Source organism: Planktotalea sp. (assembly GCF_018607995.1).
GTDB lineage: Bacteria > Pseudomonadota > Alphaproteobacteria > Rhodobacterales > Rhodobacteraceae > Planktotalea.
In genome coordinates, this window is record NZ_JABBAL010000038.1 from 1 (window position 1) to 23,912 (window position 23,912).

The following is a 23,912-nucleotide window of genomic DNA, read 5'->3' on the forward strand; positions in this document are numbered from 1 at the left end:
AAAATACGCAGGTGAATCCGCTTGGGCTGGTTTGCCCGCATGAATCCAAGATAAAAACTTAACTGCGTAATTCTATATATATTTCCCGCGTATTTTATGGCATCATGAGGCACTTGTTGTAAAATATGGAAGGCATTCGTTATGAAAAATACGGCCCCAAAACTTACTGGAATGATAGTCCTCGCTGCAATGTTTGGCTTGCTATCAGTAGGTGTATCCTCCGTAGTGTTTGAGCTTGAAAAAGGTAGTATAGCATTGGTTGGCAGCAGTGTGTTTGCGCTAGTGTTTGTTATATTGGCACTCGGATGGAGAGAGCCACAAGACGGCCCAAATCGTCCAACTAAGCGATGACCTTACTGGCTAAGGCTTACGTTATCCTAACGTCTTTAGGCTGTTTCCATGAACACAAAGCTATCTGCGGTATCTGACAAACGCACGGACCTCATGTGCAGCGAATGTGGTCATAAGTCCAGCTACAAGATTGCTGACTTAATCCTAGCCACCAGAGTCGAAACAACTACCCATGAGGTCCGTCAGAGCGCCCTATGCAGGGGCTGTGGTGTCAGGGTAATGCAGGTATGTAATCGTCTAGATGAGCCTGTACGTGCGTCTGTGTGAGCCTTAGGCCCATCTCTAGTGTGACGACCAGTCCAAGTTGTTGATTGCCTCGCGAAGTTTCTTGAGGGCTAGACCATCGGAGTCCAGCGTATGAAGGCATTTTGGTAGAAGCACAGAGAAGTGTATAAATGGACTAGGGGGGTAGGTCGCCAGTTTATTCCAACCGTTGTTTAGTTTGTGGGGCTGATACAAGTCGATGGAAGAGATTGGTCTTCGCTGAGTAGTCATAAACCGTCGCCGAATGGGAAAATCTACGGGAAAAACCTACAGAAAGTAACTGCAAAAATTAACGCTAATTCTTATATAAATAAACTATAAGATGCCACTGGCATCCCGTAGGGGAATCGAACCCCTCTTTCCAGGTTGAAAACCTGGCGTCCTAACCGATAGACGAACGGGACGCACTGTGGCGTGAGAGACGTTTAGGCAAAGTCGCAGAGCCGCGCAAGAGGTAAAATCAGGTTTTGTTTAGAAGTTTTTGGTGCTTAAATTACGCAGGAGCGGCGTCTTCTAAACGCAATTGTGGGCTTTGACGTCCGCCCCATGAGTTGACCTCCAGACGGCCTGCGAGGTGGAAGCGTTTGCCGGCATGATTCTCTAAAGCTGGACCAAGAGGCGTGTCCAGCGCGCCAAAGCAAATCGCATCGATGCGCGCGCCAAGACCGTCGCCAAAGCTGATCTTAAGGTGGGTTTCACCAACGCGTTTGGTGAGCTTGAGCTCCACATCGGGAAAGGCAAAGCGCGGAGCAGGGGCGCCTGCGCCGAAAGGGCCTGCTTTTTCCAGCTGTTCTATCAATTCGATCTGGGCGGCACCGGGCATAAGCATGCCATCAAGGCGCAGATCAGCGGGACCTGCATCGCCTGCGCCTTGTTTTGCCATCAATTCGGACAGGCGGGCCATAGCGGGTTCCAGCTGCGCGCGACTAAGCGAGAGGCCTGCTGCCATTTTATGGCCACCACCTTTTTCGATGAGACCTTCGTGTGTGAGTTTTTGAATTGCAGCCCCCAGATCTATGCCAGAAATCGAGCGACCTGATCCTTTGCCCGCATCGCCGTCAAACCCGATGACAATAGCAGGGCGATGTGCTGCGTCCTTGAGGCGAGAGGCGACGATACCAACGACGCCAGCGTGCCAGCTTTCACCCGCGGCCCAAACGAGTGGCGCGTCAAAGCCACGTTCTTCCGCTTGCTCCAACGCGGCGGCGCGAACGTTGTTTTCGATCTCGCGGCGTTCGGTGTTGAGCATATCAAGGCGCTCAGCCATGGCTTTGGCCTCATGTGGGTCGCGTGTGGCAAGCAGGCGCGCGCCGAGATCGGCCTTGCCAATACGGCCACCTGCATTGACACGTGGGCCAAGTAGGAAGCCAAGGTGATACGAACTGGGTGCTGTGTCCATGCGTGAGACATCGGCGAGCGCGGTGATCCCTGTGCGTTCGCGGCGCGCCATCACCGTGAGACCTTGGCGCACCAAGGCGCGGTTCACACCGATCAAAGGCGCAACATCCGCAACGGTGCCAAGCGCAACAAGATCAAGCATATTCAGAAGGTTAGGGCCATTTACGTTGTCGATTCTAAGTTGTCGGCCCGCTTCAACAAGCATCAAGAACACAACGCCAGCGGCACAGAGATGCGCGAGATCACCGGTTTCATCGGCGCGGTTCGGGTTCACGACAGCATGCGCAGGAGGTAGGGTTTCGTCACCCAAATGGTGATCAAGAACGACCACGTCTGCCCCGACTGCGGCGGCTATGGGGCCATGAGACAGAGTTCCGCAATCGACGCAAATTATCAGATCATGTGCTGCGGCGAGCATGGCCATAGCTTCGTCATTTGGGCCGTAGCCTTCGTCGATACGGTCAGGAATATAGAGTGTTGCGGATTGATCGAAATGGCGCAGCCAGTCAATGATCAGCGCTGCAGAAGTGCCGCCATCCACATCATAATCTGCGAAGATTGCGATTTTCTGGCGGGCTTTGACGGCGGTGAGAATGCGCGCTGTGGCCTTTTCCAGGTCCCTGAGGGAGCGTGGATCAGGTAACAGATCCTTCAAAGTTGGTGCAAGAAAAGCGTCAGCATCTTGCGGCGCGACGCCGCGTTTGGCGAGCACATTGCACAAGGGAGCCGGCAAGCCCGTGGCTTGGGCAATCGCTTCGCCTTGGCGCGCGACTTCGATATCGGGACCGACCCAACGGCGGCCTGTCAAAGAACGCTTGACGTTAAGAAAGGGTCCCATACTTTCAGGCGGCTACTGGCAGGCGGTAAGTCATGCGACGCACCGAGCCAGTTTTTGAGCGCATCAACAGCGTTTCGGTGGTGATAAAGCCGACTTCGCGCTTGATCGCAGGCAACAAAGTACCGCCTGTGACGCCTGTGGCTGCGAATATGACATCCTGAGTGACCATATCATCGCGCGTGTAGATGCGATCGTAATTTGTGATGCCCGCTTTGCTGGCGCGGCGACGCTCATCGTCATTGCGAAACAAAAGCCGGCCAAACATTTGACCACCCATGCATTTCAGTGCGGATGCGGCGAGCACACCCTCGGGTGCGCCGCCTGTGCCCATATACATGTCGATACCCGTAAGATCAGATTCAGCGCAGTGCATTACGCCTGCCACATCACCGTCGGTGATCAAGCGGATTGAAGCACCAGTAGAGCGTACTTCAGCGATCATTTCCTCATGACGTGGGCGTTCCAGCATACACACAGTAATGTCGGACGGCGCGCATCCTTTTTCCGTGGCTAACGCTGAAACGCGCGTGGCGTAGGGCATATCTAGGGCGACAATACCCTCTGCGAATCCTGGACCAATCGCGAGTTTGTCCATGTAGACATCAGGCGCGTGCAGCATGGAGCCACGCGGGCCCATCGCGATCACGGTTAATGCGTTGGGCATATCCTTAGCGGTGAGCGTTGTGCCTTCCAGCGGGTCAAGCGCTATATCGACAGCAGGTCCGGAACCTGTGCCGACTTCTTCACCAATGTAGAGCATGGGCGCTTCATCGCGTTCGCCTTCGCCAATCACAACGACACCCGCGATCTCTAGCAGATTGAGCTGTTCGCGCATCGCATTGACTGCAGCTTGGTCTGCCGCTTTTTCATCGCCGCGCCCGATCAAGCTAGCGGACGCAATCGCGGCTTGTTCGGCCACGCGCGCGAGGCCGAGGGAGAGCATGCGGTCATTGAAATCGACAGAATTGTTCATTGGAGTGGTCTTTCTTCGCTTGTCTCAGAGTGACCTAGCGACGCTGGGCTTGCAAGAAGAGATACTGGGGCTTGGCTCTGAGGATGGGAGTGAGAGGGTCAGCCTTCTCGCGCTCTCTCGCGGTATTTTCAGACCATAGAAGGCTGTAGAACCTTAGAGGTTTTCGATACGCAGCGCGACTGGGGGAGTTGCCACCACATTGCTTTTGCCGATTTGCGTCAGTGCTTCATCAAGGGTTTGGCGCATGCACTTATGCGTCACGATCAACACTGGCGCGGTTTCATCCGCATGGCCAAGTTGGCGCATACGATCAATGGAAATCCCTGCCTCGCCGAGGATCGTCGCAATCTTCGCCATTGCACCAGGCTTGTCTTTGAGGCCAACGCGTAAATAGAAAGGCGCGGGGCTAGCGGCCTTTGCCGAAGTGGATTTGTGTAGTTGATTTGCGGGAATGCCGAAGGTGGGAATACGGATGCCACGTGCGATATCCATCACATCGCCCATTACCGCGCTGGCCGTGGGTCCCATGCCCGCGCCTGGCCCTCGCAGTACGATTTGCTCGACGTAATTACCTTCGATCACCATCATATTGGTGCCTCCTTCAAGCTGACCGAGTGGAGATGCGGAGGGCACGAGACAAGGCGTCATGCGTTGTTCCAAACCGCGTCCTGTCATTTGGGTGACACCCAGCAATTTGATGCGAAAGCCCATGTCAGCGGCGTGATTTATGTCTTGGAGTTCGATCCGTTGGATGCCCTCGAGTTCGACCGCGTCGAAATCAACCTGCGTGCCAAAAGCAATCGAGGCGAGCAGCGCCAGTTTGTGACCCGCATCAATCCCACCCACATCAAGGTTGGGATCCGCCTCCAGATAGCCAAGCTCCGCGCATTCATCAAAGAGGGCGTTGTAGCCGCGGCCCGACTTTTCCATATTGGTCAGGATGTAGTTACAAGTGCCGTTCATCACGCCCATCACTCGGGTGATCTCATTGCCTGCTAGACCTTCGAGCAAGGATTTGATCACTGGAATGCCACCTGCAACGGCAGCCTCGTAGCGGATAATGCTATCGTTCGCTTCAGCCATTTGCGCGAGAGCTTGGCCGTGATGCGCGAGCAAGGCTTTGTTGGCGGTGACCACATCTTTTCCAAGTGCGAGGGCGGCTTCGACCGCGTTTTTCGCAACGCCCGTGTCGCCACCGATCAGTTCGACGAAAACATCCACATCGTCGCGTTTGGCCAAGGCGACCGCATCAGTTTCCCAAGCATAGCCTGAAAGTGAAACTCCACGGTCGCGCGATTGATCCCGCGCGCTGACGGCTGAAATTACAACGCCGCGTCCTGCGCGCGCACTGAGAAGGGCAGCTTGCTGGCGGATTATTTTGACCACGCCGGTGCCGACCGTACCCAAACCTGCAATTCCAAGACGGAGAGGGGAATTTTGGCTCATGAGGTGGGCTCCTTCAAATGGGTGCGCGCGAGGCGGCTCGTTCTGTTGGCTTTACTGCTGTGCGGGCGTCTGTGCAATGAAGCTTTGCGCAGATTTCAACGATTATTCTGGCAGAGTTGGCGGGTTTATCCCACCTTCCATGCGTTTGCGTAGCGCATCATCGATAATCGGATCAGCTGCAGTTTGCGCTTTGCGACGAGCACGCAGCGCATCGAGACGATCAAGCATGGGATCATTCGCCATTTCCGTCTGTGCAGCGGACGCAACGGGCGTGCTTTGAAGCGTATCGCGACGGCTGGTGAGATCGTCTTCAACCTCATCCGTGATCGTCGCTTCGGGTTCTTTCAAGAGAATGTCGAGGGGGACGAATTTGGGATAGGGGGTTTTGCTGGTAAATTGCGCCTCTGAAATTTCGATTTCCGGGAATTTCTTGCACGCAGGAAGGGCTGCACAAAAAAGCACAGCGATCAAAAGGGTGGGGCGGAGACGAAAGCTCATAGACGTGCACTCCAACAAGGTCCCCGTCTTTTGGCGCAGAGCGCTGGGACTGACAAGGGTGTGACGGTTTTGGGTTTTTTCTGAACGGATGTTCAGTTAACGTCTTTGAATGGCACGTACTCAAGGATCTCATTCGGCCTCAACAGGGCCAAAAATTCGCGCATCGGCGCAGCGCTTGTTTGCGCAACATGGCTATGCTGCCGTTTCCATGCGCCAAATCGCGGCGGTCGTGGGCGTGCAGGCGGGCGCGCTTTATAACTATATTCCCGACAAGCAGGCACTTTTGTTCGAGCTAATGAAGCAACATATGGATGATCTGCTGGCCGCGCGGCGTGCGCAAAAGCCTGCCCAGAGCGCGCTGGCAGCACTTGAAGCGTTCACGCGGTTTCACATCGGGTTTCATTTGGATCGCCCTGATGCGGTTTTTATTGCCTATATGGAGCTGCGCAATCTGAGTGATGACAATTTCGTGGAGATCGAGACTTTGCGCACCCGCTATGAAGGGGAATTGACGCAAATTTTGCACGATGGGTTGGCCGAGAGGGTGTTTGATGTGACCGATTTAAAGGTCGCCACGCGCGCTGTCATTGCGATGCTCACGGGGGTGACCACATGGTATCGTGACAGCGGCGCGCTTAGCCGGAGCGAGGTTGAGGACATTTATTGGCAAATGGTGCGCAATGCGGTTCGGCTTACATGAGGTTTAGTGCGCGGGCTTAATAAATGTGCCGTTGCGCAGCTCTTTGACGGCTTGCATTAGCTCTTCGCGGGTGTTCATCACGATTGGCCCATGCCACGCGACAGGTTCCTTCAGCGGCTGTCCCGAGATTAGCAAAAAGCGTACACCAGTATCACCAGCTTGAACCGTGACCTCTTCGGACGCTCCAAATTTCACGAGCGTGCGGTTGCCGGTCAGGTCACGGATATTGACCTCTTTGCCGCCAACTTCCTTTTCCAAGAGCACCCCCATCGGTGCAGAAGCATCCGCGAAGGCAGCACTGCCTTCGAAGACATAAGCGAACGCACGTCTGTGGTGGCTTAGCTTGAAGGTTTTCTTCACACCAGCAGGCACGAAGACATCAAGATATTGTGGGTCTGCGGCGATGCCATCGACGGGACCACGCTTGCCCCAGAATTCGCCGACGACGACTTTGACGCGCGTGCCGTCGTCATCAATGATCTCGGGGATCTCTTTACTTTCAACGTCTTGGTAGCGAGGCGCTGTCATTTTGAGGGAGGAGGGCAAGTTCGCCCAAAGTTGAAACCCATGCATTTGGCCCTGCGCGTTCCCATGTGGCATTTCCTGATGCATGATCCCGGAGCCTGCGGTCATCCATTGCACATCGCCTGCTCCGAGCGCGCCTGTGTTGCCAAGGCTATCCTCGTGATTGACTGTGCCATTCAAAACATATGTGATCGTTTCGATGCCTCTGTGTGGATGCCAAGGAAAGCCCTTTTCAAACTTGTCAGGGTGGTCGCTGCGAAAATCGTCGAAAAGGAGAAAAGGATCCAGCTCGGTCGGATCCTGAAAGCCGAAGGCGCGGTGCAGGTGAACGCCAGCCCCTTCCAGGGTTGGCGTGGCTTGTGATGTTTCAAAGCGGGAACTGACGGACATGTCGACCTCCTATTGACGTTTGGGAGGATGTAGAGCTTTCAGTGGGATAGCACAATTCTGCACACAAGATCAGCATGCGTGCACTGACGCACAATACGCAGCGCGTTAGGCTACCGGACCTAGCCGCCTGTGTGGCTCATATGCCGTGTGACTTGGCCATCTGCTTTCTGGCGTGAATAGTCGAAATCATGGCCCTTCGGTTTCAAACTGATAGCATCATGTATCGCTTGCCTTAGAGGCGCGTTGTCTTTCGGGTTGCTGCGCAAAGGCGCGCGCAGATCCGCCATGTCTTCCTGACCCAAGCACAAATAAAGCTCGCCTGTGCAGGTCAAGCGCACGCGATTACAGCTTTCGCAGAAATTGTGCGTGAGCGGTGTAATGAAGCCGATCTTCTGACCCGTCTCCTCCAAGCGCACATAGCGCGCAGGGCCGCCCGTGCGTTCGCTGAGTTCGGTTATCGTATAGCGCTCTGCGAGTTGCGTGCGAAGATCCTTCAGCGACCAATATTGCCCCACACGATCCTCATTTCCAAGATCGCCCATCGGCATCACTTCAATCCATGTCAGCGCAATATCACGGCTTGCACACCACTCTGTCACTGTAATCAGCTCGTCTTCGTTGAAATCCTTCAGCGCAACCGCGTTGATTTTCACTTTCAAGCCAGCCGTTTGAGCCGCGTCGATCCCTTTTAAAACCTGTGTCAAACGGCCCCAACGGGTCACGCGGGCGAATTTCTCTTCGTCCAACGTATCAAGGGATACGTTCACGCGGCGCACGCCTGCGGCATACAGTGGCTCTGCAAAACGTGCGAGCTGACTTCCGTTAGTGGTGAGCGTGAGTTCATCCAGCGCACCACTGTCCAAATGGCGGCTCATGCTTTGGAAAAATGTCATAATATCACGCCGCACAAGCGGTTCACCCCCCGTGATGCGCAGCTTTTTCACGCCGAGATCCACAAATGTGGAGCACATGCGTTCTAACTCTTCGAGGGTCAGCAGTTCTTTCTTGGGCAAGAACTGCATGTTTTCGCTCATGCAATAGACGCAGCGAAAATCGCAACGATCTGTCACAGAGACGCGCAAATAGGTGATGGCGCGGGCGAAAGGGTCAATCAAGGGTGCGTTCATGAGCATAAGCTAATGCGCGCACCGAAGCACTGCAAGAGGAGTTCCGTTAAGGTGCGCACACGTTATTGCGTTCTGCGCTGGAGGGCTTAATCATGCCTTCATGACTCGTATCCTATTATTTGCTGCAATTTTAACGCTTTCTGCTTGTGCGCAGGCCCCTAAACAGGTGGACGCCCCTGAAATAGTTGTTCTTAAAAGTGATAAATTGCGTCCAAAAGTGCGTCCTGCCGGTTTCGGTCGTGTTGTTCCAAAAACGGCACGCACGGCGGAAGAGTTTGATGTCACAACCACGCAAGAGCGTGAAGAGGCTGCAGCGGTTCCTGTAGAAGCCGTTGAAAAGCGGCTTGGATTGACGGTTGTTTCGCTTGGCGATCTGACCCAAGCTGGATTTTGGATCAAGACCCCTTTGGTGAGTGCCGCTGGAAAAGGCCGTGTGGTTTATCCTGGTACTGGCAAATCCGTGCAGATTGATCTGATTCCGATCGAGGGCGCAGGATCCGCAGGAAGTCGTTTGTCCCTCGCCGCGTTCCGCTTGATCGAAGCGCCCTTAACCGAACTCCCCGAAGTTGAAGTCTTTTCAGGTGGTTAAGCCTTGGGTAGCTCTCTTGCCGCGTCCTTGCGCGCAAAGGGCTTCATCGCGTCGCCGTATTGGTCAAGGAAAGAGCTTACACGCGCGGCATCGTGTTTGCCCAGCTGGCGCAGCCACCATGAAATCGATTTTTGGATAAACCAGGTATGATCGTCGACGTAGCTTGAAGCCCAACCCAAAATGCGCTCCCGCGCGTCCAGTTCTGCTTGCTTTGGATTGTTTTGCTTGGTCCATGGCAGGGTGATCACCAAGGCCGCGCGTCGTGTCCACATGTGATCCGAGGTTGTCCAAGCCTCAATCTCATCTAATCGCGTAGGATCCGCGACCAGCCGTTTTTGTCCCGCCATGCAGGCGTGATCAGCGATGGACCAGCTGTCAAAATCTGGTACCCAACTTTTGATCAACTCCCAAGCTGCATCATCAGGTCGTATGCGTGCCTGTGTCAAAAGCTTGGAGGCCGCTAAGCGCGCTTCAAAAATATCCGAGTACCACAGTTCTTTAGCAAGGCACACGCGCGAGTTTACATCGAGATCGGAGCGCCATTTCTTTGTGAGCTCATTCACATCAGGGTTGGCGATGCCAAGATACTCACGTTTGCCCTTGTGGTATTTTGCCATGCCGTCTGCCCGACCTGGCTCGATACGTGCGCTCAATGCGTCAAGGGCTTCTTCAAGGGTCATTCGACAGTCACAGACTTCGCAAGGTTGCGCGGCTGATCCACATCTGTGCCTTTGACGACAGCAGTATGATAAGCCAGAAGTTGGGCGGGGATAGAGTAGATGATCGGCGTGATCAAAGGATCACACTGGGGCATCACGATTTCCCCCCATACATCGCCCGCTTGTTTCAACCCCTTACGGTCAGAGATCAAAAGCACTTTGCCAGAGCGGGCCATGACCTCTTGCATATTGGAAATGGACTTTTCGTAGAGCTCGTCTGATGGCGCTAGAACGACAACCGGAACCTTCTTGTCAATCAGCGCGATAGGGCCATGTTTGAGCTCTCCTGATGCATAAGCTTCTGCATGTATATAACTGATTTCTTTTAATTTTAACGCACCTTCATGGGCAATTGGATACATCAAGCCACGTCCTAGGAACAAGATGTCGCGTGCCTCTGCAAGTTTTCGCGCGTGGCGCTTGATTGCATCAGTTTGCTCCAGTGCAACGTTCAAAAGTCCGGGCGCAGAGCGGATTGCGTCGACTGCGTCTTTCAGTTCTGTTTCAGACATCGTACCGCGATCTTGCGCAGCTTTTAGCGCCAATGATACCAAAACGGTAAGCTGGCACGTGAACGCTTTGGTTGAGGCCACGCCAATTTCGACACCCGCGAAAATCGGGTAGGTCTGATCGCTTTCACGCGCGATGGAGCTTTCCGCAACGTTGGTCACAGACAGGATCTTGTCGGCCTTACCCGCACAGTAGCGCAGCGCTGCCAGTGTGTCAGCAGTTTCACCGGATTGGCTGACGAACAAAGCAGCGGTTTGACTGGGGATCGGCGGTTCGCGGTAGCGAAATTCTGAGGCCACATCGACTTCAACTGGGATGCGCGCAAGCTTTTCAAACCAGTATTTTGCGGTAAGGCATGCATAAAAGGCAGTGCCGCAGGCGACCATGCTCAAACGTTCAATCTTTGAGAAATCAATATTACCACCGGGCAGAGAGATTTTATCATTGCCTACAGGGAGATAGTTATTCACGGCGGCCCCGACAACGGCTGGCTGTTCTGCGATTTCTTTCGCCATATAGTGATCAAAACCAGTCTTATCGACCTTGGCTGTATCAATCTTGATAACGTGCATTTCGCGCCCGACTTGATGACCTTCGCTGTCCCATATGCGCAAGCTGTCGCGGGTCAGAACGGCGCGGTCGCCTTCTTCTAAGTATGTGATACGATTGGTTAAAGGGGCTAATGCGATCGCGTCGGAGCCGATGTACATTTCCTTAGCGCCATGCCCAATGGCAAGCGGCGAGCCCTTGCGCGCGGCGATCATCAGGTCTTCTTCGCCGCAGAACAAAAACGCCAAAGCAAACGCACCGTCTAGCCGGGAAATTGTCTTTTCAGCCGCGTCAGCCGGGCTAAGGCCGCTTTCCATGTGGTGTTGCGTGAGCAGAGCAACGGTTTCTGTATCCGTCTCGGTGACGAAACTGATGCCGTATCCTGCAAGTTCTACACGTAATTCGCGAAAGTTTTCGATGATGCCATTGTGCACGACAGCGACGGGACCAGCTTGGTGGGGGTGCGCGTTGTCCGTTGTCGGCGCTCCATGCGTGGCCCAGCGGGTGTGGCCGATACCTGACTTGCCCGCGAGCGGTTCGTGCACCAGAAGGTCAGAGAGATTAACCAATTTACCAACAGCGCGGCGCCGATCAAGTACGCCATTGTTGACAGTTGCAATTCCCGCGCTGTCATAGCCACGATATTCGAGGCGACGAAGCGCTTCGACAAGAGTTGGTGCCACTTCGTGCTGTCCAAGCACTCCAATAATTCCGCACATTATGACACCTCTTTTTTACTAATATTTTTCTTTTTCTTTTTCTTTAAAATATCGAACAATTTAACTGCTAAGCCTGTTTTGTTGATTTGTTTGCTACGTGCAATCGCTAAAGCATTATCAGGCACGTCTTGTGTAATCACAGTGCCGCTTGCCGTCATGGCATTTGAGCCGACAACAACAGGGGCGACCAGCAAGGTGTTAGACCCGATAAAGCTGTCTTCGCCGATTTCCGTATGATGCTTCATCACGCCGTCATAGTTGCAAGTAATTGTGCCCGCTCCGATGTTCGCGCGCGCACCCAAATGGGCGTCACCGACGTAGGACAGGTGATTAACCTTCGCGCCCTCATCAATCACTGCATTCTTGATTTCAACGAAGTTGCCAACACGGGTAAATTCAGCAAGTTCTGTTCCTGGGCGCAAGCGAGCGTAGGGGCCAACAGTCGCGCCGCGGCTGACGTGACAGCCCTCTAAGTGACTGAACGCACGGATATTTGCGCCGTTCTCAACCGTTACCGAAGCGCCAAATACAACGTTCGGTTCGATGATCGTGTCAGGACCAATATGTGTGTCGTGGGACAGATAGACCGTGTCTGGCGCGTGCAATGTGACGCCAGCTTCCATCAACGCGACACGTGCTTTGCTTTGAAAGATTGCGTCGGCTTCTGCGAGTTGGACGCGGGAATTTACACCAAGCGTTTCGCTCTCATCGCAGGTCACTGAGGTCGCACTCAGACCTTTTCTTTGGGCAATTTCGACAATATCGGTGAGGTAATATTCACCAGAGGCATTGTCGTTTCTAACCGCAGCGATAAGATCAAAAAGTACGGCTGAGCTTGCGCAGATAACGCCGCTGTTACAGAGGGTTATTTGGCGCTCTTCATCTGATGCATCTTTGAATTCCACGATTTTTTTAAGGTTCTCACCTTTCATGAATAGACGTCCATAACGGCCCGGATCAACGGCTTCAAAGCCCAAGACGATAACATCATGGCCCGCACGTGCTGCGGTCATATGCTCTAACGTTTTGGGACTGATGAAGGGTGTATCTCCGTAAAGAACCAGAGCATCACCGTCAAAATCAAACAGAGCCTCTTTCGCCTGAGCTACCGCGTGCGCCGTACCCAACTGCTCGGTCTGCAAAACCACGTCTACAGTCTCATCAAACGCTTTTGCCGCATCGCTGACCTGTTCAGCGCCGTGACCTGCGACGATGATCGTTTTCGCAGGATCTAAAGTTGCACCGCTTTTCATCGCGTGCACCAGCATTGGTGCGCCCGCAATGTGATGCAAAACTTTGGGCAGATCAGAATTCATTCGGGTGCCCTTGCCAGCGGCAAGGATAATCAGAGCAATGCTCATAATAGGGAATACTCTTTGCAATTTGCTAAGGCTCGTTCTACCTAAACTTTGAGATGCTGCAAGGCGTGTGAGATCACACAAGATTGCGGGGTGTAACAAGCGCTAAACCTTGAGTGGTCAGCGGTTTCTGGCAGGAGAGCACATGCGCACTGTTATTTTTGACCTTGATGGAACGCTTGCAGATACGAGCGGCGATCTTTTGGCCGCCGCGAACAAATGTTTTGAGAGCCTAGGTATGGCTGTGCGTCTAAAGCCTGAAATAGATGCGGGCGTGGCGTTGCGCGGGGGGCGTGCGATGTTGTCGCTTGGGATTGAACGTGAAACTGGCCAAGCCGCCGATCTAGAAGTTTTGAACGCGCAATATCAGCCTTTGTTGCGCGCCTATGAGCAAGCGATTGATGTGCACACAAAGCTCTATGACGGCGCGATGGATGCGGTAGAGCAGTTGCGCTCAGATGGCTTCAAGGTGGGAATTTGCACAAACAAGCCGGAATATCTGGCTGAGATCCTGATGACGAAGTTGGGTGTGCGGGATGCGTTTGGCTCCTTGATCGGGGCGGACACGCTTCCCGTGCGCAAACCTGATCCAGAACCGTTCTTTGAAGCGGTGCGGCGTGCGGGGGGCGATGTAAAACGCTCCTGCTTGATTGGGGATACGGTTACGGATCACAAAACCGCGCGCGCAGCGGGCGTGCCAAGCGTACTGGTGACATTCGGGCCGGGTGCGACTGCGGGGCAAGCGGATATTCGCGCATTGAAACCCGATGCTTTGCTAGATCACTTTGTTGATTTGCCTGCTTTGGCTACGAAATTATTGGGATCTTAGAGGTGTGTGAAAAATTTCAAGGCAGTTTTACGCAGCAAGAGCCGATCCCTGACGCTGGGATCGAAGCGGCGCTTCAAATTTTGAAATCCGGTCGTTTGCATAGATACAATGTGGCCAAGGGCGAACACGGCGAAACTGCACTGCTAGAGCAGGAATTCGCAGCCTCTGTGAATGCCAAATACTGTCTTGCAGTGGCTTCTGGTGGATATGCGATGGCGACAGCCTTGCGTGCTGTGGGGGTGAAGGCGGGAGACAAAGTCCTGAGCAATGCGTTCACATTAGCCCCTGTGCCTGGATCGATTGCTGCTGTCGGCGGCGTGCCAGTATTTGTGGGCGTGACCCGCGACCTCACGATAGATCTGGAGGATTTGGAGGCAAAAGCCGATCTCGCAGATGTGTTGATGCTGAGCCACATGCGTGGCCATATGTGTGACATGGATCGTTTAATGGCGATTTGCGACGCGGCTGGGATCACTGTGATCGAGGATTGCGCGCATACGATGGGTGCGAAGTGGGGCGAAACGTTCTCTGGCCGTCATGGTGTGATGGGTTGTTATTCGTGTCAAACCTACAAGCATGTGAACTCGGGCGAGGGCGGTTTGCTAGTCTCGGATAATGATGAATTGATGGCGCGCGCGATTATGCTATCGGGCAGCTACATGTTGTTTGAGCGGCACTTGGCTGGACCACCCAAAGAGGCGTTCGCGTCTATTAAATATGAAACGCCAAATATTTCAGGTCGAATGGATCACTTGCGCGCGGCCATTTTACGCCCGCAATTGGCAGATTTAGACACTCAGGTCGCGCGCTGGAACGAACGCTACGTCGCTGTTGAGGCTGGATTGCAAAACACGCTGGGGCTCACGGTGGTGAAACGGCACGAAAAAGAGAGCTACGTTGGTTCGTCGATCCAATTCTTGCTGGAAGGGTGGAGCGACGTGGCTGTGAATGACGCGATTGCGCGCTGTGGTGCGCGCGGGGTTGAGTTGAAGTGGTTTGGCGGCGCAGAACCTGTCGCGTTCACATCGCGCTATGACAGTTGGCTCTATGCCCCCTCCGAGTTGATGCCTGCGACCGATGACATTTTGCGTGGCATTGTGGATATGCGCTTACCTTTGACTTTTAGCATTGAAGATTGCCAGCAGATCGCGCGGATTATTTGCGCTGAGATTTCAGCTGTTTATCAAGGGCAGGCTTCGTGAATCATAAAGCCTACGGGGCCTCCTCGCGCCGCTATCAGTGGCCAACTTGGGCGACACTTGGCCTGTGCTACGCGCTGTTTGCGATATCTACAACTTGGGTTGCGGCATTTTGGATGCCTTTGGGCGTTGCCTTGGCGGTTCTTTCAATAGCGCTGCATTCGTCACTCACCCATGAGGTTATGCATCGGCATCCGTTTAAGAATATTCACTTGAACGCGGCTTTGGTTTTTCCAGCGCTCAGTTTCACCATTCCTTACATGCGGTTTCGTGACACGCATCTTGCCCATCACGTAGATAACCGTTTGACCGATCCCTACGATGATCCTGAAAGCTGTTATTTGGATCCCAAAGTGTGGTCCGGCCTGAACCAGTTTGAGCGTGGTTTGTTGAATTTTAACAATACTTTGCTTGGTCGCCTGGTGGTGGGTCCTGTGATTGGGCAGTATGCCTTTATGCGAGGCGATTGGCATCTGATCAAAGCGGGGGATCGCCGTGTTTTGGTTGGATGGATCTGGCATATCCCAGCGGCTACCTTGCCGCTTTGGTGGATTGTTGCGATCAGCGCGATGCCTGTTTGGGCCTATTTGATTGCGGTATATTTAGGCCTCTCAATATTGAAGATCCGCACGTATCTCGAGCATCGTGCACATACCTTAAGTCGCGGACGAACCGTTATCATCGAAGATCGCGGTATTCTCGCATTTTTGTTTTTAAACAATAATTTCCATTCAGTGCATCATATGCACCCTGATGTGTGTTGGTATGATCTGCCTGTCCTCTACGAGAGCGGAAAAGAGAGGTTCTTGGCGGTGAATGAAGGCTATTGCTATCGATCCTACGGCGATGTGTTTCGGCGCTATTTCATCAAAGCGAAAGAGCCTGTGGCCCATCCGTTCTGGTCCTCTGAGGGCTGATCAGGCATAGGCAGATCCATGGAACTTTGGATTTACGCCACAATTGGCGCGACGATCTTTCAGACGTTGCGCTTTATGCTGCAAAAGCAATTGAGCATGAGTGCGTTGAGTACGGGCGGAGCGACGTTCGCGCGCTTTGCCTATTCTGCCCCGCTATTGGCAACTGTCTTAGCGGTTTGGTTGGTGGCGAGCGACACGGAGCTGCCCGCTTTGAATGCGCGGTTTTGGACGATGGGCGCAATTGGTGGCTTGGCGCAGATTTTGGCGACTGTGTGCGTGGTTGCTTTGTTTCGTGAACGCAATTTCGCGGTGGGGATTACATTCAAGAAGACCGAAGTCGTTCAAGCCGCTTTAGTTGGTCTGATAATCTTAGGCGAAGGAGTCTCGATCCTTGGGTTGGCGGCGATCTTGGTCGGCCTGACGGGTGTTTTGCTGCTGTCCAGCGCGCCAGAGGCGAAGGGGTCTTGGCAAGAGCGGCTGTTTACGCGTGCGGCGGGGCTAGGTTTGGCATCGGGTTTGTTGTTTGCAATCTCTGGTGTCACCTACCGTGCGGCCACGTTAGAAGTGGAGGCAGATGCGCCCTTGCTGCGCGCGGCTGTGACCTTGTCGGCAGTGACTTTGATGCAATTTGGCGCGATGAGCCTTTGGTTGCGCGTTTTTGAGCAAGGTCAAATTCGAGCAGTTTGGGGCGCAAGGCGCAAAGCCCTTTGGATTGGTTTGATGAGTCTTGGGGGATCTTTGGGCTGGTTTTTGGCGTTCACTTTGCAAACGGCCGCCTACGTGAAAGCCTTGGGGCAGATCGAGTTGATCTTTTCGCTAATGGTGTCTGTGTTGGTATTCAAAGAACGGCTAAGCGTGCGCGAAGGTATCGCGATTGGATTTCTGTCAGCCAGTGTTTTGCTTTTGATTTTGGTGGCACGCTAGATTGCGGGTGATGAAGGACGCTGCCCCCGTCTGCGGGGCAGACTCCCCCGAGGTATTTAAAGACCAGAGAAGCGATTATGGTTTGAGTGCGTGTTCGAGCGGGGAGTTGCCAGCGAGGCGCAGGAACAGGCTTTCTTCTTCTGTGTTGAGGAACATCGGCACGCTGTCTGGCGTTGCTTCCTTTGAGCTGCGCCCTGCGACTTCGGCAAGCACGACTTCCGTGATGAAGGGCAAATCGAACTTGCGCACGTCTTCCAGTGCAATCCATTGCAAGTGGGAAAGCTCATCCGATGCGTTTGAGAAATCGTCGATATCGCCGTGCAGTGCCTCTGCATCGATCAGAAAGAAGCGCGCATCAAAGCGGCGTGGCCGGCCTGGTGGTGTGATCGCGCGGAACACAAATTGAAGTGCGGAGGCGTCGGGTACGTGGCCCGTGGCGGCATATCCCGTCCAATCAGCAGGCGGAGTGTTGTTCCATATGCCTTTTGTTCCAAGGATGAGGCCGGTTTCTTCCCAGAGTTCACGGATCGCAGCGACGCCAAGGGCGTGTGTGCGATCCACGTCGGTTTTCTGGGTGAGATGCGTGTGGCAACGTGGATTAATCTTTCCTGCAAGTGGGATGTCTGGGTCTGCGGCATCGACAGCGCCACCGGGAAACACGAATTTATTCGGCATAAACGCCGCTTTTGCCCCGCGTTGGCCCATCAAGATTCGCGGTGCCGTGTGGCGATCACGTAGCACAATTAGCGTGCTGGCGTGGCGTATCGCGGTTTTGTCGATGGGTGGACTGCCGCTCATGTTGCGGCCTGATGTGCGAAGCCGAACATGCGTTTGGCCCACTGATAGCCCACGATTGCGCCTTTGAAGCGTGGCAGCAAGTAGAGCGACAAGAACACGGCGATGCTTGCAAACAATGTGAAGAGCACCATTGGTTCGGGGCGGAAATGGACGAAAACGATATGCATGAAGATCGTCGCAATATGTCCAACGATCAAAATTGTCAGGTAGGCAGGGCCATCATCGGCGCGCGCGGCGCTGAAATCTTGGTCACAGTTTGAGCAGCTCTCGCGCATTTTTAGATAGCTGTGCAGTACACGACCTTCACCGCAATTGGGGCATTTCCCACGCCATCCACGGCGCAATGCGGGCCAAAGGGCCCGCTCTTCGTGCTGCTCGTTTATTGAAACCATAATGGGACCTCCTGAAAACTCGCGATAATTTAAAACGTCTATGCCACGGAAATGTAACCAAAGCACCCTGTTTCAACGGGATTTCGTGATCTTGCGGCGCGATGTCGCGAGATGAATTCAAAAAAGTTGAAAAAACTGCGACGGAAGTTTTCGCGTGCCGCGTTTGACCTACTACAGCAGGCAAGAAACGCCTGATATTTTGAGGCCCGCGTTTGGGCGAATAGACTGGAGACAATCAGATGACAACGATTTCACGCATGACAGCACGCATCGCATTGACAGGTATGGTCATTGCAACAGGATTTGCCGCGCAGGCCGCAACGGGTGAGGGCGAAGCGAAAGAGGGCAAGATGCGTCACGAGCGCCCAGGCTTCAGCACACTTGATACAGATGGCAACGACGCACTGACCCGCGAAGAGTTGGCAGCGCATGCACGTGTGCGGTTCGATAAAGCGGACACGAACGGTGATGGTATGCTGGGCGCAGAGGAGATGGGCCAGTCTGGTCGCAAGCGCGCAGAAAAACGTGCCAAGAAAATGATCAAGCGCCATGATGCGAATGGCGACGGTATGGTGAGCTTTGAAGAAATGTCCAAAGGAAGCTCGGAAGGGCGTGGTGCCAAGAGGTTTGATCGGGCGGATGCGGATGGCAATGGCTCGATCTCTGAAGAAGAGTTCGCAGAGATGGCAAAGCATGCCAAGCGTGGTAAGCACAAGAAGCAAAAAAGCGGCGAGTGATTTCGCCAAAATAGGACCGGACCTGCCCCTGAAGCAGGGTGGGTTCGCCAACTGGATTAACGGATAATCTAAGACGCGCATGACGATGGCTTTGGATCACAACATAAATATTAGCGATGACGCGCTTTTGCAGCTCTATGCAAACGGTGATCAAGCGGCCGCGCATCAGTTGACAGTGCGCTTGGCCCCGCGCGCCTATAAACAAGCCTATCGGATGTTGGGTGTTCAGGCGGATGCCGAAGATGTGGCGCAAGAGGCGATGATGCGCGTTTGGAAAATTGCACCTGAGTGGCGCAGTGGCGAGGCGAAGGTGACGACGTGGCTTTATCGCGTGGTGGCAAATCTCTGTCTGGATCGGTTGCGTAAAGTGCAAAGCACCTCGCTTGATGCGATTGATGAGCCAATTGATCCAAGCCCCAGTGCCGCTGATGACATGCAAAGCAGCGCACGACATGATGCACTGCAAGTGGCTTTGGTGGAATTGCCTGAGCGCCAAAGACAGGCCGTTGTGTTGCGCCATATCGAAGAATTGGCGAACCCCGAGATTGCTGATGTGATGGAGATCAGCGTCGCAGCGGTCGAGAGCCTAACATCGCGTGGCAAACGCGCGTTGACGCAGATATTAAAGGGGCGCAAGGCCGCCCTCGGATTTGAAGGAGATGCGCCATGAGCGATGAGACTGAGCTAAATAAGATGTTCGACCTCGCCAAACGCACAGCGCCAGAGCCGTCGCCAGACTTTATGGCGCGCATCTTGAGCGATGCGGAGGCGATGCAGCCAGCTGTGCTTGGTGTACAGACAGAAACTGCTGCAAAACGTGGGATCTTCAGAGATATGTTGTCTGCGCTAGGTGAGGCGATTGGCGGCTGGCCTGCTTTCGCAGGGCTTGCAACGGCCGCGGTAACAGGCGTTTGGATCGGGATAAGCCCGCCGCAATTGCTGATAGAGCCGTTTGGCACGGTGCTGGGCACGGATACGAGCGCTCTTTCGGAGGCGCTGGAGTACGGTGATGGTTTTGATTTTACGTTGTTTGAAGGGTGAGCGGAATGAGTGACGAGCTGAATAAAGTAGTGACGCCCGCTAAGCCGAAAAAGCGGGTTCGCATTCTTTTGGGGGTGTCTCTGGCGCTGAACTTGTTGGTGATTGGTGCGGTTGTGGGGGCCATATCCAAAGGGCCTGGCAAACAAGGCGGTGGGCCAGGTATGCGCGAAGCGGCCTTGCCCTATGTGGGGGCCTTTGATCGCTCTGACAAGCGTGCGATGCGCCAAGAAATGAAGGCGCGTTTGCCGGATCGTAGCGAAGCGCGCGCTGCGCATCAGACCTCATACCGGGCATTTCTAGAATTGTTGCGCGCAGAGACGTTTGATGTGGCTGCTGCGTCTTCTGTGATGAGCGCACAGTTCGAACGCGCACAGCGGTTTCAAACAATTGGACGCGAGCTCTCGATCCAGCGGATCAGTGACATGAGCGCTGAAAAGCGCGCAGCATATGCGGACCGTTTGGAGTATCGTTTGGACAACCCAAAGAAACGCGGCAAACGCAAAGACCGTTGAAGCCGCGCAGATTTTAGGGAATGGTCCGCACGAACCAAAAGGAGTGCGAGCGATGGCTCTGTCACGCGAATCTGCGGAAGTGTTTGCGCTACATGCGCTAGGCTGGATTGTAGGTCAGGAAGAGGATGTTTTGCCTGCTTTCCTTGGCGCGACGGGCTCTAGCGAAGCGGATATTCGTGAACGTGTCGGCGATCCTGAATTCCAGCTTTGTGTTCTTGATTTTTTGATGATGGATGATCAGTGGATCATTTCGTGTTGTGACGCGTTGCAAGTGCCCTATGAGCGTGTCGCCGAGGCACGACAAGCGATGCCCGGCGGTGCTGAGGTGAGCTGGACATGAGCAACGTTGCTGACAACTATAAGGGTGTCTTGTTTGACAAGGACGGCACGCTTTTCGATTTTCGCGGGACGTGGGATGTATGGGCCGCAGGGTTCTTGCCGAAGTTATGTGGGGGTGATGACGACCTGCTCAGCGAGCTGGCGCATGCGCTGCGCTTTGATCTGGAAAAACAAGGATTTCAGCCAAAATCAATTGCGATCGCGGGTAGTAATCGTGAGATTTCGCAAGTCATCGCGCGCGTCCTAAAGCGCAAGGATGTAGATCAGGTTGAACATGAACTGGCCGAAAGTGCCGCAGTTGCGCCGCTAGCTCCTGCGGTTGATCTCGCACCGTTTCTACAAGGTCTCAAAATTTCAGGCTACAAATTGGGTGTGATGACCAATGACGCCGAAGCAGTGGCCGAGGCGCATTTGGGCGCAGCGGGCGTACGTGATTTGTTTGACTTCGTCTGCGGCTTTGACAGCGGGTTTGGCGCGAAGCCTGACCCAGAACCTTTGTTGGCGTTTTGTCGTCATGTGCAAGTGGACCCGTTCCACACTGTCATGCTTGGCGATAGCACCCATGATCTGCAAGCCGCACGCGCGGCAGGTATGGCAGCAGTTGGCGTTCTCACGGGCGTTGCGCGCGCGGCTGAATTGGCACCGCATGCAGATGCGGTTTTGGCTGATATTGGTGAACTTCCCGCGTGGTTGATAGAAAAGTCAGCACGTCGATAGGCTATTACGACAATATGTGTCGCAGTTAAGCCGTCAAAGCCTCGTGTCCTTACGTTTGATACTCATAACGGATTGGAGAGTATCATGGCAGCAACTGGCAATCGACGTAAACGGGGTGGCGGGCGCGCCGGTGCAGCGACACGGCGGGGCAGTGCTGCGATTGAACAGAGCCCTTGGCGGCTTCCGGTCAATATAGATCGCCCGACGGAACCTCTGGATGAAGACGGCATTGCTGCGATCCACGACGGGGCCATGCGCATCCTTGAAGAGATCGGCATCGCCTTTCTAAACCCCGAAGCGATTGAGATCCTGCGCAAAAGCGGTGGTTGCTATATTGACGGCGAAATCGTGCGCATGGGCCGTGATTTCGTGATGGAAAAAATTGCGCTGGCCCCCAGCCAATTCGACATTACCCCGCGAAACCCTGATCGTAAGATTACTGTGGGTGGCAAACACCTGCTCTTTGGCAATGTCTCGTCCCCGCCCAACTATTGGGACATGGCGCTGGGTAAAAAGGTGCCCGGCACGCGCGAGATGTGTCAGAATCTTTTGAAGCTCACGCAATATTTTAACTGTATTCACTTCGCGGGTGGTTATCCGGTGGAACCTGTGGATGTGCATGCCTCTGTGCGCCATTTGGATGTGCTTTATGACAAGCTTACGATCACCGACAAGGTGATGCACGCCTATAGTCTTGGAAAAGAGCGCGTTGAGGATGTGATGGAGATGGTGCGCATCGCGGGCGGTCTCAGCCATGAAGAGTTCGACGAAAAGCCGCGCATGTATACGAATATCAATTCGACATCGCCTTTGAAGCATGACTTTCCAATGATTGACGGCTGGATGCGCCTTGCGCGGCGCGGGCAAGCGCTTGTGGTGACGCCGTTCACTTTGGCGGGGGCGATGGCGCCTGTGACCATGTCTGGCGCTGTGGCACAGTCCTTGGCGGAAGCTTTGTGCGCGGTGGTGTTGGCGCAGGTGATTAATCCTGGTTGCCCTTGTGTGATCGGCACATTTACCTCGAACGTGGACATGAAAAGCGGCGCGCCTGCCTTTGGCACACCTGAATATATGCGCGCCACGCAAATGACGGGTCAGATGGCGCGATTCTATAATTTGCCCTTGCGTTCAAGCGGTGTTTGCGCGGCCAACGTGCCTGATGGGCAAGCGATGTGGGAGACGTCGAACAGTCTATGGGCATCGGTGCAATCGGGCACGAATATGGTCTATCACGCGGCGGGTTGGCTTGAGGGTGGCTTGATCGCGTCCCCAGAGAAATTCATCATGGATTGTGAGTTTATTCAGCAAATTCAACGATACATGGAGCCTGCGACCTTCGCTACAACACCTGATGACATTGCCTTGGATGCGATTAAGTCTGTGGGTAACGATGGGCATTTCTTTGGCATTCAACATACACAAGAACGCTACACGACAGCCTTTTATCAACCATTTCTGAGTGATTGGAAAAACTATGAAGGCTGGGAGGTCGCGGGTGGTATTTGGACGCCTGAACGCGCGCATAATCTGTTCCTTCAGATTCTTGACGAGTTCGAAGAGCCGCCCATGGACGATGCAATCCGCGAAGAGCTGGCAGACTTTGTCGCACGCCGTAAATCCGAAGGCGGTGCACCCACAGATTTTTAGAAAGATTGATGAATGCTTAACTGATTTGCTTGGATGTTAGGCGTTTAGCTCTCTGTTCCTTAACCGCAGCAGTTTTCTGTTATGACCTACACGGCAAAATTTGTCCTGAAGAAAAAGTAGGGTACTAGGGATGCATGGGTAAATTAACAAAGCGATCGAGGCTTTTATAAAAGACACTTACGAAGACGAAGCTTGGCGGGCTATCGGTGTAAAAGCAGGCATTGAGGATCCATCTTTTGAAGCGATGATGGTGTTTGATACGCCGATCACCATTCGGATTGTCGCCTGTGCCACTAAGGTCTTGAATGTCGGCCGTGCAGATTTGCTGCAAAACCCTGGTACATATTTGGTGTCGCAACCCACGCAACAAGCGGTGCGGCGATTGTTGCGTTTTGGTGGTGTCGATTTTGTCTATTTTTTAGATGATTTACATGACCGCGCGCGCTTGGCAGTGCCGGATCTGTTTTTACCAAAGCTAGAATTGCGTAAACGTACAGTTAATCAATTCAGTTTGACTATAAGATCTGATCTTCTGGGCTTTGGGCGTGTCCTGATTGGGCTGCTTACTGCGATGGCTGATGACCATGGCGCGCTAGTTATGCTTGAATATGGTGGCTGTCAGGAAAGGCGTGGGATTGATTGCAATTGCGCTGCTTAAAAGCGCGTTCGCGCCTGGTAACAGGTTCTAGTTGGCGACGCGCGTGATTGTGGATCGTGGTTTGACTCAAACCCCAGCTTTGAATTGGGCCGCGCTTGAACCTGCGTTTGATATTTTGTGCCTGATGCATCTGCGACTAACCGACACTGGACATATTGTGCATGTTGAACCGACTCTGAAGAAAATGCGTGCTGACACAGACCTGATCGGAAAGCGGTTTCTTGAGGTATTTCGCCTCGATCGCCCGA

The 23,912-nt window shown here is 53.8% G+C and carries 25 protein-coding genes and 1 tRNA gene; 14 read left to right on the top strand and 12 right to left on the bottom strand.

Features of this window, described 5'->3' with window-relative positions:
- Positions 1-944: 944 nt before the first annotated feature.
- The 5 genes from QZ280_RS15485 to QZ280_RS15505 form a co-directional block, all read right to left on the bottom strand.
- Positions 945-1,019, bottom strand: a tRNA-Glu gene (locus QZ280_RS15485).
- An 89-nt stretch (positions 1,020-1,108) separates the two neighbouring features.
- Entirely contained in the window at positions 1,109-2,851 is a 1,743-nt protein-coding gene (gene recJ / locus QZ280_RS15490) for a single-stranded-DNA-specific exonuclease RecJ (protein ID WP_293445942.1), read from the bottom strand.
- Positions 2,852-2,855: 4 nt separating this feature from the next.
- The gene (glpX, locus tag QZ280_RS15495; protein ID WP_293445944.1) at positions 2,856-3,824 is read right to left on the bottom strand and encodes a class II fructose-bisphosphatase; all 969 of its coding nucleotides are present in this window, start codon (positions 3,822-3,824) and stop codon (positions 2,856-2,858) included.
- Positions 3,825-3,977: 153 nt separating this feature from the next.
- The gene (locus tag QZ280_RS15500; protein WP_293445946.1) at positions 3,978-5,270 is read right to left on the bottom strand and encodes a homoserine dehydrogenase; all 1,293 of its coding nucleotides are present in this window, start codon (positions 5,268-5,270) and stop codon (positions 3,978-3,980) included.
- 102 nt (positions 5,271-5,372) lie between these two features.
- Complete coding sequence (locus tag QZ280_RS15505; RefSeq protein ID WP_293445949.1) at positions 5,373-5,768, bottom strand: hypothetical protein; 396 nt, start codon at positions 5,766-5,768, stop codon at positions 5,373-5,375.
- A 109-nt stretch (positions 5,769-5,877) separates the two neighbouring features.
- Between QZ280_RS15505 and QZ280_RS15510 the strand changes: the two genes are divergently transcribed.
- Positions 5,878-6,468 carry a TetR/AcrR family transcriptional regulator gene (locus tag QZ280_RS15510; RefSeq protein WP_293445952.1) on the top strand — a complete coding sequence of 197 codons (591 nt, stop codon included), beginning with the start codon at positions 5,878-5,880 and terminating at the stop codon, positions 6,466-6,468.
- A 3-nt stretch (positions 6,469-6,471) separates the two neighbouring features.
- Here the strand turns inward: QZ280_RS15510 and QZ280_RS15515 are convergent, their stop codons facing one another.
- Both QZ280_RS15515 and moaA read right to left on the bottom strand, forming a co-directional pair.
- The gene (locus QZ280_RS15515; RefSeq protein ID WP_293445954.1) at positions 6,472-7,383 is read right to left on the bottom strand and encodes a pirin family protein; all 912 of its coding nucleotides are present in this window, start codon (positions 7,381-7,383) and stop codon (positions 6,472-6,474) included.
- Positions 7,384-7,502: 119 nt separating this feature from the next.
- Positions 7,503-8,510: a GTP 3',8-cyclase MoaA gene (gene moaA, locus QZ280_RS15520; protein WP_293445955.1), complete on the bottom strand. Its 1,008-nt coding sequence runs from the start codon at positions 8,508-8,510 to the stop codon at positions 7,503-7,505.
- 100 nt (positions 8,511-8,610) lie between these two features.
- Between moaA and QZ280_RS15525 the strand changes: the two genes are divergently transcribed.
- Entirely contained in the window at positions 8,611-9,099 is a 489-nt protein-coding gene (locus QZ280_RS15525) for a hypothetical protein (RefSeq protein ID WP_293445957.1), read from the top strand.
- Here QZ280_RS15525 and QZ280_RS15530 read toward each other — a convergent pair.
- The 3 genes from QZ280_RS15530 to glmU are packed head-to-tail and all read right to left on the bottom strand — an operon-like array spanning position 9,096 to position 12,957.
- The gene (locus QZ280_RS15530) at positions 9,096-9,779 is read right to left on the bottom strand and encodes a DNA alkylation repair protein (protein ID WP_293445959.1); all 684 of its coding nucleotides are present in this window, start codon (positions 9,777-9,779) and stop codon (positions 9,096-9,098) included. The genes QZ280_RS15525 and QZ280_RS15530 overlap by 4 nt on opposite strands.
- Positions 9,776-11,596 (bottom strand): glutamine--fructose-6-phosphate transaminase (isomerizing), encoded by a 1,821-nt coding sequence (gene glmS, locus QZ280_RS15535; protein ID WP_293445960.1) that lies wholly within the window; start codon positions 11,594-11,596, stop codon positions 9,776-9,778. Before glmS ends, QZ280_RS15530 begins: the two co-directional genes overlap by 4 nt.
- Positions 11,596-12,957, bottom strand: a complete 1,362-nt coding sequence (gene glmU, locus QZ280_RS15540; RefSeq protein WP_293445963.1) for a bifunctional UDP-N-acetylglucosamine diphosphorylase/glucosamine-1-phosphate N-acetyltransferase GlmU — start codon at positions 12,955-12,957, stop codon at positions 11,596-11,598. Before glmU ends, glmS begins: the two co-directional genes overlap by 1 nt.
- 142 nt (positions 12,958-13,099) lie before the next feature.
- Here glmU and QZ280_RS15545 point away from each other — a divergent pair, with 142 nt between their 5' ends.
- Genes QZ280_RS15545 through QZ280_RS15560 form a run of 4 tightly spaced genes read left to right on the top strand, consistent with a single transcriptional unit; the run spans position 13,100 to position 16,823 of the window.
- Complete coding sequence (locus QZ280_RS15545; RefSeq protein WP_293445966.1) at positions 13,100-13,783, top strand: HAD-IA family hydrolase; 684 nt, start codon at positions 13,100-13,102, stop codon at positions 13,781-13,783.
- A 2-nt stretch (positions 13,784-13,785) separates the two neighbouring features.
- Complete coding sequence (locus QZ280_RS15550) at positions 13,786-14,985, top strand: DegT/DnrJ/EryC1/StrS family aminotransferase (protein WP_293445969.1); 1,200 nt, start codon at positions 13,786-13,788, stop codon at positions 14,983-14,985.
- A complete protein-coding gene (locus tag QZ280_RS15555) occupies positions 14,982-15,899 on the top strand; it encodes a fatty acid desaturase (RefSeq protein WP_293445971.1) in 918 nt (305 codons plus the stop codon). The genes QZ280_RS15550 and QZ280_RS15555 overlap by 4 nt, the downstream gene beginning before the upstream one ends.
- Before the next feature lie 18 nt (positions 15,900-15,917).
- Positions 15,918-16,823: an EamA/RhaT family transporter gene (locus QZ280_RS15560; protein WP_293445973.1), complete on the top strand. Its 906-nt coding sequence runs from the start codon at positions 15,918-15,920 to the stop codon at positions 16,821-16,823.
- Positions 16,824-16,898: 75 nt separating this feature from the next.
- Here the strand turns inward: QZ280_RS15560 and QZ280_RS15565 are convergent, their stop codons facing one another.
- Both QZ280_RS15565 and QZ280_RS15570 read right to left on the bottom strand, forming a co-directional pair.
- On the bottom strand, positions 16,899-17,621 hold the full coding sequence (locus QZ280_RS15565; protein WP_293445976.1) for an NUDIX hydrolase: 723 nt from the start codon (positions 17,619-17,621) through the stop codon (positions 16,899-16,901).
- Entirely contained in the window at positions 17,618-18,013 is a 396-nt protein-coding gene (locus QZ280_RS15570) for a DUF983 domain-containing protein (protein ID WP_293445979.1), read from the bottom strand. Before QZ280_RS15570 ends, QZ280_RS15565 begins: the two co-directional genes overlap by 4 nt.
- 239 nt (positions 18,014-18,252) lie before the next feature.
- Here QZ280_RS15570 and QZ280_RS15575 point away from each other — a divergent pair, with 239 nt between their 5' ends.
- From QZ280_RS15575 to QZ280_RS15610, 8 genes are all read left to right on the top strand, one after another.
- Positions 18,253-18,750, top strand: coding sequence for an EF-hand domain-containing protein (locus tag QZ280_RS15575; protein ID WP_293445981.1), 498 nt, complete (start codon positions 18,253-18,255; stop codon positions 18,748-18,750).
- Between the two features lie 79 nt (positions 18,751-18,829).
- Positions 18,830-19,420 carry an RNA polymerase sigma factor gene (locus QZ280_RS15580; protein ID WP_293445983.1) on the top strand — a complete coding sequence of 197 codons (591 nt, stop codon included), beginning with the start codon at positions 18,830-18,832 and terminating at the stop codon, positions 19,418-19,420.
- Positions 19,417-19,791, top strand: coding sequence for a hypothetical protein (locus QZ280_RS15585; RefSeq protein WP_293445986.1), 375 nt, complete (start codon positions 19,417-19,419; stop codon positions 19,789-19,791). The genes QZ280_RS15580 and QZ280_RS15585 overlap by 4 nt, the downstream gene beginning before the upstream one ends.
- A gap of 5 nt (positions 19,792-19,796) precedes the next feature.
- Entirely contained in the window at positions 19,797-20,303 is a 507-nt protein-coding gene (locus QZ280_RS15590; protein WP_293445989.1) for a periplasmic heavy metal sensor, read from the top strand.
- A 52-nt stretch (positions 20,304-20,355) separates the two neighbouring features.
- Complete coding sequence (locus QZ280_RS15595; protein WP_293445992.1) at positions 20,356-20,643, top strand: DUF3572 domain-containing protein; 288 nt, start codon at positions 20,356-20,358, stop codon at positions 20,641-20,643.
- Complete coding sequence (locus tag QZ280_RS15600) at positions 20,640-21,359, top strand: HAD family hydrolase (protein WP_293445995.1); 720 nt, start codon at positions 20,640-20,642, stop codon at positions 21,357-21,359. The genes QZ280_RS15595 and QZ280_RS15600 overlap by 4 nt, the downstream gene beginning before the upstream one ends.
- 84 nt (positions 21,360-21,443) lie before the next feature.
- Complete coding sequence (locus QZ280_RS15605; protein WP_293445998.1) at positions 21,444-23,006, top strand: trimethylamine methyltransferase family protein; 1,563 nt, start codon at positions 21,444-21,446, stop codon at positions 23,004-23,006.
- A 202-nt stretch (positions 23,007-23,208) separates the two neighbouring features.
- Positions 23,209-23,664, top strand: a complete 456-nt coding sequence (locus QZ280_RS15610) for a heme NO-binding domain-containing protein (RefSeq protein WP_293446011.1) — start codon at positions 23,209-23,211, stop codon at positions 23,662-23,664.
- The last annotated feature ends 248 nt before the right edge of the window (positions 23,665-23,912 follow it).